Annotated in this window: 18 protein-coding genes; 8 read left to right on the top strand and 10 right to left on the bottom strand. The window is 65.4% G+C overall.

From position 1 onward, the window contains the following. The first annotated feature begins 536 nt into the window (after positions 1 to 536). Positions 537 to 1,406, top strand: coding sequence for a hypothetical protein (locus VFB18_RS05590; protein ID WP_324972013.1), 870 nt, complete (start codon positions 537 to 539; stop codon positions 1,404 to 1,406). 57 nt (positions 1,407 to 1,463) lie between these two features. Here VFB18_RS05590 and VFB18_RS05585 read toward each other — a convergent pair whose 3' ends face one another. After that, positions 1,464 to 1,619, bottom strand: coding sequence for a hypothetical protein (locus VFB18_RS05585; RefSeq protein ID WP_324972010.1), 156 nt, complete (start codon positions 1,617 to 1,619; stop codon positions 1,464 to 1,466). A 121-nt stretch (positions 1,620 to 1,740) separates the two neighbouring features. Between VFB18_RS05585 and VFB18_RS05580 the strand changes: the two genes are divergently transcribed. The 4 genes from VFB18_RS05580 (at position 1,741) to VFB18_RS05565 (ending at position 4,043) form a co-directional block, all read left to right on the top strand. Next, entirely contained in the window at positions 1,741 to 2,295 is a 555-nt protein-coding gene (locus VFB18_RS05580) for a hypothetical protein (RefSeq protein WP_324972007.1), read from the top strand. A gap of 36 nt (positions 2,296 to 2,331) precedes the next feature. After that, complete coding sequence (locus VFB18_RS05575; protein ID WP_324972005.1) at positions 2,332 to 2,607, top strand: hypothetical protein; 276 nt, start codon at positions 2,332 to 2,334, stop codon at positions 2,605 to 2,607. Positions 2,608 to 2,609: 2 nt separating this feature from the next. Next, entirely contained in the window at positions 2,610 to 3,110 is a 501-nt protein-coding gene (locus VFB18_RS05570; RefSeq protein ID WP_324972003.1) for a DUF3828 domain-containing protein, read from the top strand. Positions 3,111 to 3,251: 141 nt separating this feature from the next. Then, entirely contained in the window at positions 3,252 to 4,043 is a 792-nt protein-coding gene (locus VFB18_RS05565; protein ID WP_324972001.1) for a formylglycine-generating enzyme family protein, read from the top strand. An 18-nt stretch (positions 4,044 to 4,061) separates the two neighbouring features. Here VFB18_RS05565 and VFB18_RS05560 read toward each other — a convergent pair whose 3' ends face one another. The 3 genes from VFB18_RS05560 to VFB18_RS05550 form a co-directional block, all read right to left on the bottom strand. Next, positions 4,062 to 4,805 carry a hypothetical protein gene (locus VFB18_RS05560; RefSeq protein ID WP_324971998.1) on the bottom strand — a complete coding sequence of 248 codons (744 nt, stop codon included), beginning with the start codon at positions 4,803 to 4,805 and terminating at the stop codon, positions 4,062 to 4,064. Positions 4,806 to 4,866: 61 nt separating this feature from the next. Further along, complete coding sequence (locus VFB18_RS05555; RefSeq protein ID WP_324971995.1) at positions 4,867 to 5,694, bottom strand: c-type cytochrome; 828 nt, start codon at positions 5,692 to 5,694, stop codon at positions 4,867 to 4,869. Between the two features lie 32 nt (positions 5,695 to 5,726). Further along, entirely contained in the window at positions 5,727 to 5,993 is a 267-nt protein-coding gene (locus VFB18_RS05550) for a DUF6582 domain-containing protein (protein WP_324971993.1), read from the bottom strand. Positions 5,994 to 6,114: 121 nt separating this feature from the next. Between VFB18_RS05550 and VFB18_RS05545 the strand changes: the two genes are divergently transcribed. After that, positions 6,115 to 6,792: a CDGSH iron-sulfur domain-containing protein gene (locus VFB18_RS05545; protein WP_324971991.1), complete on the top strand. Its 678-nt coding sequence runs from the start codon at positions 6,115 to 6,117 to the stop codon at positions 6,790 to 6,792. Between the two features lie 14 nt (positions 6,793 to 6,806). On the opposite strand, the gene VFB18_RS05540 is transcribed toward VFB18_RS05545, so the two are convergent. Further along, entirely contained in the window at positions 6,807 to 7,322 is a 516-nt protein-coding gene (locus tag VFB18_RS05540; protein ID WP_324971989.1) for a hypothetical protein, read from the bottom strand. A gap of 84 nt (positions 7,323 to 7,406) precedes the next feature. On the opposite strand from VFB18_RS05540, the gene VFB18_RS05535 reads away from it, so the two are divergent. Further along, a complete protein-coding gene (locus VFB18_RS05535) occupies positions 7,407 to 8,018 on the top strand; it encodes a cysteine hydrolase family protein (protein WP_414675654.1) in 612 nt (203 codons plus the stop codon). Here VFB18_RS05535 and VFB18_RS05530 read toward each other — a convergent pair. Then, a complete protein-coding gene (locus VFB18_RS05530; RefSeq protein WP_324971984.1) occupies positions 8,012 to 9,361 on the bottom strand; it encodes a glutamine synthetase family protein in 1,350 nt (449 codons plus the stop codon). The genes VFB18_RS05535 and VFB18_RS05530 overlap by 7 nt on opposite strands. Before the next feature lie 57 nt (positions 9,362 to 9,418). On the opposite strand from VFB18_RS05530, the gene VFB18_RS05525 reads away from it, so the two are divergent. Then, positions 9,419 to 10,174, top strand: coding sequence for a DUF6675 family protein (locus VFB18_RS05525; protein WP_324971981.1), 756 nt, complete (start codon positions 9,419 to 9,421; stop codon positions 10,172 to 10,174). A 7-nt stretch (positions 10,175 to 10,181) separates the two neighbouring features. Here VFB18_RS05525 and VFB18_RS05520 read toward each other — a convergent pair whose 3' ends face one another. From VFB18_RS05520 to VFB18_RS05505, 4 genes are all read right to left on the bottom strand, one after another. Next, the gene (locus VFB18_RS05520) at positions 10,182 to 11,060 is read right to left on the bottom strand and encodes an aldo/keto reductase (RefSeq protein WP_324971978.1); all 879 of its coding nucleotides are present in this window, start codon (positions 11,058 to 11,060) and stop codon (positions 10,182 to 10,184) included. 121 nt (positions 11,061 to 11,181) lie between these two features. Beyond that, positions 11,182 to 11,334: a hypothetical protein gene (locus VFB18_RS05515; protein WP_324971975.1), complete on the bottom strand. Its 153-nt coding sequence runs from the start codon at positions 11,332 to 11,334 to the stop codon at positions 11,182 to 11,184. Between the two features lie 153 nt (positions 11,335 to 11,487). Then, positions 11,488 to 11,757: a hypothetical protein gene (locus tag VFB18_RS05510; RefSeq protein WP_324971972.1), complete on the bottom strand. Its 270-nt coding sequence runs from the start codon at positions 11,755 to 11,757 to the stop codon at positions 11,488 to 11,490. 205 nt (positions 11,758 to 11,962) lie between these two features. Beyond that, positions 11,963 to 12,251, bottom strand: a 289-nt coding sequence (locus VFB18_RS05505) for a phasin family protein (RefSeq protein ID WP_324971970.1), incomplete at its 5' end; no start/stop codon positions are given.

Genomic DNA, 12,251 nt, shown 5'->3' with positions numbered 1-12,251 from the left:
CTGACCGCAATTGGCTCCCCACGATTGACACCAATCGACCGGAGCACCGTTCATTTGCGGTTCGGGAAAACTCTTGGCCCGTGGCTCGGCCTGGGCGGCAATTGGCGCTGAGATCCACAGCCAGAGAGTGAGAGCCGTCACCAAAACGCACAGGCAGAAGGTAGAAACATCGTTCGCGAGGAGAACCGCTCTATGAGGCCTGACGTTGCCAAGCGCGTCACGCGGTCCGAAGCAGCCGCGAGCGAGAAGGTTCGCACAGAAGACCATCGCAATTCCGCTCAGGCCCGGAGTGGTCGCTTGCCGCTTATGATCGGTCCGAAACCCCGATGCGTGCAAGCACCCAAAAGCTGCCCAGCGAACCGCAGGTCGGTGCGGTCTCGGCACCAAAGCTTGGCCTTTAGCGTTATTGGTGGGATCGGGACGAGGGACACAGGCCGATTTTCCGCGGGGCGCCTTGGGCTTTCGCCGTGCTCGCGCCACGGTTTTGTCGTCCCGTCGCCCAGCTATAATTGCGACTCACGTGCGGGGACAGGATTTTGGGTCTCTTCGCTGCCGGCGTCGTCCTCTTTCTCCTCCTTGTGGCCTCCTATAGCGGGCGGCGCTTCTGGATTTCGCTTGCCTCGACGGTGATGTCGATGGTGGCGCTCGCCGGCTTTCTGTTTGTGGCGATCGCCAAGGAGCCGGACGCGATCCGTAACGGGCTCATTTGGACGGCCGGCGAGATCCAGCTCGTTGTGGACCAGCCGACGGCCGACACCATCGCCAAACTGATCGAACAGCTCCCGCCCCCTGCCCCGGCCGCTCATAATGCGCCGCCCGTTCCCGAGGCGACTCCTCCCGTAATCGCCGAGGCGCCCCCCGTAGAAAGCGCGCCGCCTTCGCCTTGCGAGGACGGACAGGCCGGGTGCGGCGCGCCCGAGTCTGGCGCCACCGGCGCGTCGGAGCCGCCATCGGCCCCGCCGGCCCAAGCCTCCATTCAGGCGGCAACGGCACCGAGCTTGCCCCCGCCGGTTCCTGCGCCGACGCCGGCGCCAACGGTGAAAGCGACGCAAGGCTCGCCCGTGGTTTGGTTCCTCGACGAGAAGGGACAGGCGGCCGCGAACGCATCCCCGGGACTTGTCATCGGCGGCATGAATGCTTCCGCGTCCGCCTTCGAGGACGTGCGCGCGGTCCTCAAGCCGGACGGAGGCCACGACGAGCTTCCGCTCGTGCTCGATGTCGCGGGGCAAAGGTCTGAGGGCATCGTTCCCGCCGGCGCACGCTTCAGCCTCGCTCTCCAGACCATCAAGCGCGCGCAACCCGGCGGGGCGATTCTTTCCTTCCGCTATCGCCAGGGCGGCCAGGTGAGGACGTCGATCCTCTATCTCACGCCGGCGATGATCGCGCGCCTGGCCAATCGCGGTTAGGCGGAACGCGAAGGACGCCGGTTCGATAAGCCGGCGCCCTCGCTCACATCGCGCCCGCTACATCTTCGAGCAGGTCTTCGACGAGGCGTCCCACTTCATGTGGGCCTTCTCACATGCGGCCTTGGTCGTTGGCGTCTTGTCGGCGGCAATGCCGGGCGCAGCGAAGGCAAGGCTGAGGCCCGCGGCGACTGCGACTGCGATGAGTTTCCTCATGGCATTTCTCCTTTTGAATGGAACTACCTCCGGGGGTAGCGTCGGGAAAACGCATTGGCCATCGCGAGCGCTGCTGTGACAAAGTGACCGCCCGCGGAATTACAGCACGGAAGATGCGGCAATGAATTTGGGCATATTTGTCTTCGTTGCGGCATCTTTGAGTCTTGCCGGTGCTGCCTTGGCCGAAACCGCCGACGGCAGCGGTGCGCTCGCACTCGCCGCCCTCGTTGGGGAGAATTCGCCGCTGCTCGGCGCCGCCGACAAGGCCACCCTCGCGAAGTTTCTCGACGGACAGACCGATGCCGCTTATCCGGCCGGGCAGACTATTGCGGTGACGGCCGACAAGCTCACCTGCCGCGCGAGCAATGTCGAAATCGCTGCGCATTCCTGCGAGCTCGCCTTCGGCGCCAAATCGGTCACCCTGTCAGGGCGCCGCGCGCATGAGCTTTATGCCACGCTGGCCGAGATCGGCGTGGCGCCGGACGGCGCCGCGGGATCGATCTTCGAGGCGGTATCCGGACTCAAATGCGCGATCGATCCGAGCGAGGTGAAGGAGAAGGCGGGCAGGCGGGGCGCATTGCGACTATTCCCCGCCGAACTAGCCGGAAATCGGCGGTGTCGCCCCAGGGATTTTGCCATCGCTACGCCCCTATTGCCCGCTTATTTGTTTGGGTAAAATCGCCGCCTCAGCGCAGGCGCAAGGGGGATCTTCGTGAAGCTGCCGGCTATTCTCGTCTTGGCGTCGCTATCGGTGATGCTCACGGGGTGCCTCACGTCCTCCCCGGACGACACCGCGAAGATCGAAGCGGCCGATAACGAGAAGTGCATCAGCTACGGAACGACCCCCGGCACGCCGGCCTACACCGATTGCCGCATGAAGCTCGAGAAGATGCGCAAGATCGCCGCGGTCGCCGACGCGCCGCCGCCCCGCCATCGCGACGGGAACTGTCCGACCGCCGCAAGCGGCATCGGCTGCACGGACTTCTAAGGGTGGCCTTACCTCGATGTCTCTGCATCCTGCTCGCTCTCGGCCTTGGGATCGCCGCGGCGCCCGCCGGCGCGGCCGTGCCCGACAGCGACCCGGTGTCGCTGATCAAGGCCATCTATGCGACCTATACTGCCGATAACGACAATCCGGGCCTGCCGCACGTCTACAGCAAGCGGCTTCAGGCGCTGGTCGACAAGGATGAGAAGGAGACGCCCGAAGGGGAGGTCGGCAGGATCGATTGGGACGTGTTCGTCGACGGCCAGGACTGGAAGCTCACCGAGCTCAAGATCGCCCTCGTGTCGAAGTCCGATGACACGGCGCAAGTCCGCGCCACGTTCAAGAATTTCGGCGAGCCGTGCAACCAGCTGTTCGACCTCGTGCGCGAGGAGGGCCACTGGCGTATCGACGACGTCGTCAAGACGATCCCGCCGCGCTGGACCATGTCGAAGATCCTGCTTGACGCACCCGATGCCTTCCCGGATGCCCCGAAGGACGGCAACTGACGCGCCGGCGGCGTAATGCGGAGACGGCGCATAATCTCCTGCCTGGCTCTGCTCGCTATCGGTATTGCCGAGCCGGTCCCCAGCGCTCACGCAGCAGAGCACAGGGATCGCGAGTTCAAGGAATGCGCCCAATGTCCGGTCATGGTCGGCATCCCGGCCGGCAGCTTCGTGATGGGGAGTCCGCCGAGCGAGAACGGACGCTTCGACACCGAAGGGCCACGGCATAAAGTCACGATCAAGGCCTTCGCGCTCGGCAAGTACGATGTAACGAGCGATGAGTTCCTCGCCTTCCTGCGCGACACGGGCTACCAGCCGGCTCCCTGCAATCCGCTGCTCGACATGGGCTGGCGCTCGCCAGGCCACGGCAAGGCGTCTCCTCCCTATGATGCCGATGCGCCGCGCTGGCCCGCGGTCTGTCTCGATTGGCGTGACGCCAAGCGCTATATCGAGTGGCTGAACGCAAAGGTCCGCGAGGCGCGGCCGAGCGCGGCGCGCGCGAACGGCCCTTACCGCCTGCCGAGCGAAGCTGAATGGGAATACGCCGCGCGTGCCGGCACCGACACGGCGCGCTGGTGGGGCGACGAGATCGGCGTCAACAAGGCGAATTGCAACGGCTGCGGCAGCCTGTGGGACAAGCGCCTGTTCTCGGATGTCGATGCCTTCGCGCCTAACGGCTTCGGCCTTTACGGCATGCTCGGCAACGCGTGGCAGTGGACCGAGGATTGTTGGCACCAGACCTATGACGGCGCGCCGGACGACGGCAGCGCTTGGGTCGAGCCAAATTGCGGCAAGCACGTCATCCGCGGCGGCTCGTGGATCAGCCTTCCGGTGTTCGTGCGCTCCGCTGCGCGGAGCGGAGGCGGAGTGAACGGCGAAGGCGAGTACGACTATTCGACGCTCACCGGCTTCCGCGTCGCGCGCGACCTGCCCTGATCGGCACGCCGTGCGCCCTCAATGGAGCGCGTCCCTCGGATTGAGATCGAGCACGAGATCCATCTCGCCGCGATAACGGCCGGGCGGCAGCGTGAACGGCGAGGACATCAAGACCGCGTTCTTGGCGCTGAGCGCGATCTCGCGATAGGCGGGATCGGCCGAGCGGGGCGTATCGATCAGTTCGGCCTTGAGTACCACTCCGTCGCTTCCCACCAGCACGCGGATCGGCACCGAGATGTCGCCGCCCCTCAAGTTCTTCAGATCGAGGTTCCATCGTCGCAGCACCTGGACCCTGATCAGATCCTTGGCGGCAGCGAGCTCCCCGGGCGAAGCCTCGTTGACTGCGATCATGCTGGTCTTGCCTGAGCCGCTGCCCTCGCTCGCCGTTGCGGCGTCGGGTTGATGCAGCTCGGCCAGTGCCTTGAGCTTGGCGTCGAGCGGATCGAGCGGTGCCGCGGGGCCCGCGCCGCTCGCGCCGCTGCTGCTCGAGGCCGCCGCCTGAGAGGTCTGCTGAGGAAGCTCGGCCGCCGCCTCCCTCTTCGCGGGGCTCACGTCCTCTCCAAGCGAGACCTCGACCGGGATCGAGAGCACGTCGCGCTGCGACCCGAAGCTTCCCGGCGGCAAGGCGAGAAACAGCAAGGAGAGCGCAAGCCCATGCAAAAGCGCCGAGCCGGCAAGACCTGCGGCGCGGCCTTGCCTCCCATTATCGAAGGAGGCCGGTCCGGTCAGGAGCGAGTCTTCGCTTTGGACCGTGATCGTCATCGGGCTCGAAGCCTAGCACGGATGGGGCCACGGCATGTTCACGACCTATGGTGCCGCGCGTTCAGTTCGCGGCCTTCCGCCCCGCCATGTGCTTCAGATAGGCGGCGATGAGATCGATCTCGCGGTCGCTGAGATAGTCGGGCGGAAAGGGCGGCATGGCCTGCGCCGGCCAGGTGCGTACTGTCTTTGGATTGCGGATCAGATCGTGCAAGCCTCTTGCCGATAGATATTCGGTGGGATTCTGCGGCAGGTTGAGATCGGGCCCGACATCCGAGGCACCCGCCTTGTTCAGCTTGTGGCAGGTAAGGCACTGCACCACGAACAGTGCCTGTCCCGCGCGGATCGGGTCCGTCGCGGGCAGCGACGGATCGACGGCAAGCGCCGGCCAGCGCGAAGCGGGCGACGGCTGGCTCTCGAGCGTCGCCATTTGAAACGGCCATTGCTCGCTGCGGATGCTTCCGGCCCCAGCCCCGGTCCACACGATGTAGAAGGGCCCCGCGCTCACGTCCTTCTCGGGAAGCTTGGGCCATGGCCGATCAGGCTCCTCGACGGCGAGCCAGGCGACCGCCTTGCTCTCGTCAGTGTTGAGCACGAGATCGAGCGGAAGCTGCGCGACGAAGCCGTCGAGCGCGACCGCCTCGATCACGCTGTCGGGCGGAATGGTCATGCCGGCAAGGAGGGCCGCCACCGGAACGGCGCGATAGGCCATGGGCGCCCGGTAGCTGATGTCCATGGGAACCTGAATGGTCGCGGCATCGCTCCGCGCAAGCAGTTCTTGGCGCGTGAAGTTCCGCGTCTCGCCGCCGACAGAGACGGTCAGTGACGGCTCCGCCGCCTCGGCCGCGAAAGGGAGCAGCATGCAGAGCAGGCTGAGTGCAAGACCGCGCAATCGCCGTTCCCCCCTTCCGCTACGCCCCGTCCCTAGTGGCGGCCGAGTTCCTTCCAGCTCTTCTCGCGCATATCGACGCCGTAATATTTTGCCGCCGCCTTGATATTGGCGAAGGCGAGGTCGCGCTCGGCATCCGACACGCCCTCTACCTGGTCGAAACGAGCCAGCGCGTCGCGCACATGGTTCGCGTCGGTCAGCGGCTCCTTCTTCTGCTTGGGAAAGGCATAGACGCTGTCCGGCAGGTTGCTGCGCGTCGTGAGCTTGCCGTGCTCGGTATAGGGTTTCCAGGTCGTTTTCATGGCCTCATTCCTCCTTTGCCGGGGTGCGGTCTGAGACTTCATCATATGCACGTATTATTGCACGAGGCCGGGCGATATGGCATCGCGGTCGCGCGTCGTTCTCTTATCAAGGAGGCCGATCTTGTCCGAGATTCGTGTGACCAAGGACGGTCCCTACCTTGTCGAAGGCGAGCTGCCCATCGCCAAGGCGACCATCGGCGCCAATACCGAAGGCGAATCGATGCGCTGGGAGTGGGGCAAGCCCCTGCCCGCCAAGAAGAATCCGGCGCTCTGCCGCTGCGGCGAGAGCGGCCGCAAGCCGTATTGCGACGGCACCCACGCCAAGATCGGCTTCGACGGCACCGAGACGGCAAGCCGCAAGCCATACGCCGAGCAGGCGAAGCTGATCGAAGGTCCGGTCCTGTCGCTGGCCGACGCCGAGGGCTTATGCGCCTTCGCGCGCTTCTGCGACCCCAACGGTCAAGTCTGGCGCCTGGTCTCTGAGACCGACAAGGCCAAGGCGCGCGACGACTTCGTGCGGCAGACCTGCGACTGCCCATCGGGGCGCCTCGTCGCTCTCGACAACGAGACAGGCAAGCCGTTCGAGCCCAAGCTTCCGCAATCGATCGGGCTCGTCGAAGACCCGGTCGAGGACTGCTCGGGACCGCTCTGGGTACGAGGCGGCGTGGCCGTGATCGCCGAGGACGGCTATCGCTACGAGGTCCGGAACCGCATCACGCTCTGCCGCTGCGGCGCCTCGAAGAACAAGCCGTTCTGCGATGGCTCGCACGCCGCGATCAAATTCAAGGACGGACTTTAGCAGCCGCTACCCTCTTATGGCGCCTCGACGCGCTCGCCCGCGATCGCGAATTGGCGCCCGCTCTCCCGGCCGGGCTTGAGCGGATCGCTGCCGAGGGGGACGAGACTGAGCGTTGCTGTGCCCTTGATGGTCTTGGACGCGGCATCGTAGGCGAGATCGAAATCGAGCCGGCCGATCTCGGCCTCGGGAGCCTCGGCCGTCGGCGTGGTGAAATCCAAGGTGACCGCGTGCACCTTGTTCGGCTCGATGCAGCGCCAGGAGCCGCGCCCGTCGGTGAACGGCCCGAATCCCTTCTCGCCGCCTTCGCCGGAATCGGTGAACGAGGCTTGGCCGCTGCCGGACAGCGCGATCAGGCTGCGGCTGGTGAAATTCTCGCCGCTCTCGCCCTTGGCGAAATTTTTGGTGAGATAGGTGCCGACGAGGTCGTGACAGGCGCCCGCTTCCGCCGTCACCGGCCGCGGCGCCCCCGCCACCATCGTCCCGGCCGCGAGCACAAGAAGCGCCCGCGAAACCGAAAAACCCTCAATCATGATCTTTTCCTCAGCTAGAGTGACGCCGCCGTTTGACCGATTCCGGCGGCACCATAACCGCCTTTTTGAGCGATGACAGCAAGCTTGAGCCTCACACGCGACCGCCCGATCAGGAAGAAGCGCGCGGCCCTGCTCGTGATCGACGTGCAGAACGGAACCTTCGGTCCCAAGCAAGCGAAGGAGCGCCCTCAGTTTCATGCCATCGCCTCGGCGCACGTCATCCCCAATATCCGGCGCCTGCTCGCCGCCTTCCGCGGCGCGGGGCTCGAGGTGATCTACACCGTCATGGAAAATCTCACCGATGACGGCCGCGACCGGAGTCTCGACTACAAGCTGTCCGGAATTTCGATCGCCAAGGGATCGTGGGAGGCGAAAGTCGTCGCCGATATCGCGCCGGCGCGCGACGAGATCGTTCTGCCCAAGACCTCCTCCTCCGTCTTCAACTCGACCAATCTCGATTACCTGCTGCGCAACATCGGCATCGAAGACGTGTTCGTGGCCGGATTCCTGACCGACCAATGTATCGATCATGCGGTCAAGGACGGCGCCGATCTCGGCTACTTCATGAGCTGCGTGCACGACGCGTGCGCCGCGGAAAGCGAGGCGCGGCATGCGGCGGCACTCGAATGCTTCAAGGGCTATTGCCGCATGATCTCGACCGACGAGGTGATCAGGCTCGCCTTGGCGGCTCAATAGATCTCCGCGTAGCGGGCACAGAGCTCCTTGGCGTCGAGCCCCCTGACATGCTCGACCTCGGAACGCTTGTGGCGGAGATAGGCTTCGCGGAACACTGGCCCGAACCAGCTCGCCACCGTCTCGCTTTTCTCCATGTTGTCGAGCGCCTGACCGAGCGATCGCGGCAGAGGCGCGCTTTGCGCGCCCGCTTGGGGCAGCGACAGTTTGCGCGCAATGCCGTCGGCGCCGGCGAAGATCAGCGCACCGAGCGCGAGATAGGGGCTGGCCGCGGCGTCGCACACGCGGAACTCGAGGTTGAATTGGCGGGCGATGTCCTTGCGCCGCGACGCGGCGAACACGGGGCAGACGCGGAGCGCGGCTCCCCGGTCCTGCTTCACGATGTCGGCATTGGTCGGCGCCCAGCGGTTCGGCGTAAGGCGCAAATAGGAGACCGGCGACGGCGCGGTGATGGCGGCGATCGCCGGGAGATGCGCGAGCACTCCGGCGGCGAAATGCGCCGCAACCTCGCTCAAGCCGAGCGGACCGGAGGGATCATAGGTCTTGGGCTCGCCGTCTGGCCCGTGCAGGCTGAAATGGATATGCACGCCGTTGCCCGTGCCGTCGGCGTAGGGCATGGGCGAAAAGATCGCGCGGTGTCCGAGACGAAAGGCGACCGAGCGCGCCAGCTCGCGCGCGATCACGGCCTGGTCGGCCGCCTTGAGCGCCGGCTCCGGCGCGACGGTAAACTCGAATTGCCGCGGACCATATTCAGTGAGAAAGGAATCCGGCCCGAGGCCCGCAGCGCGCAGAGCCGCGACCAGGCTCTCTCCGAACGGACCCTGGCGGCGGAACGCGCTCAGGCTGTAAGGATGACCCGGACGATCCTCGATGCCGGTATAGACGAACTCCTGCTCGAAGGCGCAGACGAGCATTAGCCCGCTCGCCGTGGAAAGCGCCGCGATGGCCCGGCGCACGAATTCACGCGGACAACACTCCCATGGACTGCCGTCGGTGTTGCGGATATCGCCGAGGAAGAAGTGCTCAATCGGAGCGCCTCGGCCTCCGCCCTCGCCGAAATCGACGCGCGCCTCGGCGCTTGAATCCGGCACGATCATGAGGTCCCCGCCTGTGCCGAACGGGGTGTCGAAGATCGGCCCGAAACAGGTCTGCATCAGGTTCGAATGGGTCCACCCGACGCCGGTCTTGCGCCGCCGTTTGATCTCGCTCGCGGGGAAGCCCTTGCCGCGCACGAGCCCGCCGATGTCGCAGGTGGCGACGAATACAAGCTCCTCGCTCAGCATGGTTGCCCTCGCCTGTTCTTGCCGGCGGCACACTAGGCCGAAGGCGTTTACGAATTGATTCATGGGAGGGCAGTGTTCCGGGCTTTCGCCGCAACGCGCAATTCGCTATGGCTTCTGCCCGTGAGGGTCCTTATCGCCATCCTCTTGTTCTTAACCCTGGCGGCGGCGTCCTCCGCCGCGGAAGGTCCGGTGCCGCCCTGCGCGACCGCGCCGGTTCCCGACTATCCCGCCGTGGACAAAGCCCCCGCGGTCCAGGTGCTGAGCGGCAAGGATCTCGCCGCCTGGAAGCCGGCCCCATGCCTCGGCTGGGAGGCCAAGGACGACGGCGTGCTGGTTGCGCTCGCCGGCAGCTTCCACTTCGACGGCACGACGGACGAGCTTCTCAAGCGCTTCGGCGCCATCTCATCGCTCAAGGGTTTGCTTTACTGGTCGGTGACCGACGGCGGCTGGCAGACGCTGATCACGAGCGCCTCGGCGCTCGACTCGCCCGACGGCGGCCATTCGCGCGCCGACTTCACCCTCGCCGAAATGAAAAGCGGCAAGGAGCTCTATTTCGCCCAGCAGGACAATCGCACCTCCGAGGAAGTCGTCTATCGCATGAGGGTGAGCGGCCTTTCAGCCGACGGCTTCACCGTCGCGGTCGAGAACGTGACGCCGGTGAGGAGCTTCATGCTGACGCTGTTCGATCCCGGCGAACTGCAATCGGTGCATTTCGTGAAGCGCGAGACCTCCGGCGTGTTCCGCTATTACGGACTAGCGTTTGCGGGCGAAAGCCTTGCCTCGTCGCTCGCCCTGCCCGAAGCCTCCTACGTCAACCGCGCGCTCGCGCTCTACGGCCATCTCAGCGGCACGAAGGTCGCCCCCGTCGAGAAGTGACGAAGGCTTACGCCGCTTTTGATGCGGCGCGGCCCTCGCGATCGAGCAGCGCAAACTCCTCCTCGCTCAGTTCGATATTCACCGCCGCCACGTTCTCCTCGAGGTGCTTCACCTTCGAGGTGCCGGGGATCGGCAGCATCACCGGGCTCCGCTTCAGCACCCAGGCGAGCGCGATCTGGCTCGGGGCGGCGCCGTGCCTCTTGGCGATGCGATCGAGGATCGTGCCGTCCTTGGCCAATTCGCCGGCGGCAAGCGGAAACCACGGAATGAAGCCGATGCCGTTCGCCTCGCAATAATCGAGCACCTCCTCGCTGCCGCGATCGACGAGATTGTAGCGGTTCTGCACGCTCGCCACCGGGAAGACCTGCGACGCCTCTTCGATGTCGGCGATCGAAACCTCCGATAGTCCGGCAAAGCGGATGATGCCGTCGTCGATCAGCGACTTGACGGCGTCGAACTGCGCCTTGCGCGCGACCTTGGGGTCGATGCGGTGCAATTGCCAGAGATCGATCCGCTTCACCCCGAGCCGCTTCAAGCTCGAGAGCGCCCGCTCGCGCAGCCACTCGGGGCGCCCGTCCGGCTCCCACTTCCCCGGTCCCGGACGCCTGAAGCCGGCCTTGGTCGCGATCACGAGTCCCTTGTAGGGAAAGAGCGCCTCGTGGATCAGTGCTTCGGAGACGTCCGGGCCATAGGAATCGGCGGTGTCGATGAAATCGATGCCGAGCTCGGGCACGCGCTTGAGTGTGCGAAGCGCCTCGGGCCTGTCCTCGGGCTCGCCCCAGATGCCCTGGCCGGTGAGGCGCATGGCGCCGAAGCCAAGCCGGTTGATCTTGAGCTCGCCGCCCAGTTTGAAACTGCCCGATTTGCCCGCGTCGAGTTTTGCCATTGTTTGCTCGTCCTTATGCCGTCTTGTGCCGCTGCCGAGCAACGTGGGCATGTGGCTCTGCATGCGGAAGACCGAATGACAGCGGCAAGTGTCGCAGGGTTCCAGTCTCTGGCCGCCGAAGCTATTCGGCTGCGACCCGTTCTGCGACCTCCTGGTGCGCCGCGCGTTGCCGCAACTTCCGCTCGCGCCACAGGGCGCGGCATTTCACCACCAGGCGCCACAGGAAGAAGACGCCGATCGCCGTGACCGCGAGCGCACCTCCGACAATAAGCATATGACCGACCTTCGTGCGCTTCTATGCTCGGGGACGCCTAAAACGCCGGCGTCCTGAGCATAGACTCTCGGGCCCCAGCTTGGTTCCTGAGGCAAAGCATAGCGCACCCAACTTGGCGGGCGCGACGAGAAAGCGCGGTTCTTGCGGCGAAGGCTAGTGCTTTTTCCGGCGGTCCACTTCGGCCTGGCTCACTTCGCCGGAGGAGACAAGCGCCTTCACGCAGCTCGGCGACAGGCTTTCGCCGTTGCGGTCCATGCAGGAGCGCAGCGCCGCCGACTCAAGTCCATACTCGCCGCAGAATTTCTTGTAGTCGGCCGCGCAGAACTTCTGCACCGCCTTGCTGTAGGGAATGGGCTCCGCAACTACGACGCTTGCGGTGACGCAAGCGGAAGCCGCAATCAGGAATAAGAGATACGTCCGCATCGAGGGCCCCCGAATCTCCAGCCACGTGGCGAGGATAATCCAGAATCGCCTGCGCGTGTTCCCTCGCTTTCGCGCCGATTCGCAAAAATGAAGATCGTTGTCTTTACGCAACAGCGCACGGCGCGGCAAAGCGCGGCGCGAGCCGAAACTCCGCGCCGCATCCCCTTGCGCAGGCTCAGCGACCATGAGGTGCGAGACGAACGCCTCAGCCGCGCATGACGTGTTCCCGCAGCGGGGCGCTCGCGGTCTTCACCAGCTCGGCCTGGAGCGTGCGAAGCTCGGCCGCCTCGGCGGCAAGCGTCTTCATGCGCTCGTCGAGATAGGCCATCTGCAGCCGCGCTGCCTCGAGCGGATTCTTCGCGCCGGCGAGTTCCTTGGCGAGATCGAAGCCCGAGGCGACATGCCCCCGCGCGATGTCGATGAGCTTGCGATTGACCGCGACTGTGCCGAGCTCTGCGGCCCTGAACGAGCGCTCGATGCTCTCGAACGCGGCG

Source organism: Methyloceanibacter sp., assembly GCF_035650995.1.
Classification (GTDB): Bacteria; Pseudomonadota; Alphaproteobacteria; order Rhizobiales; family Methyloligellaceae; genus Methyloceanibacter.
Note: the sequence above shows the minus strand (reverse complement) of the source record. Positions and strands in the feature narration are given on the sequence as shown.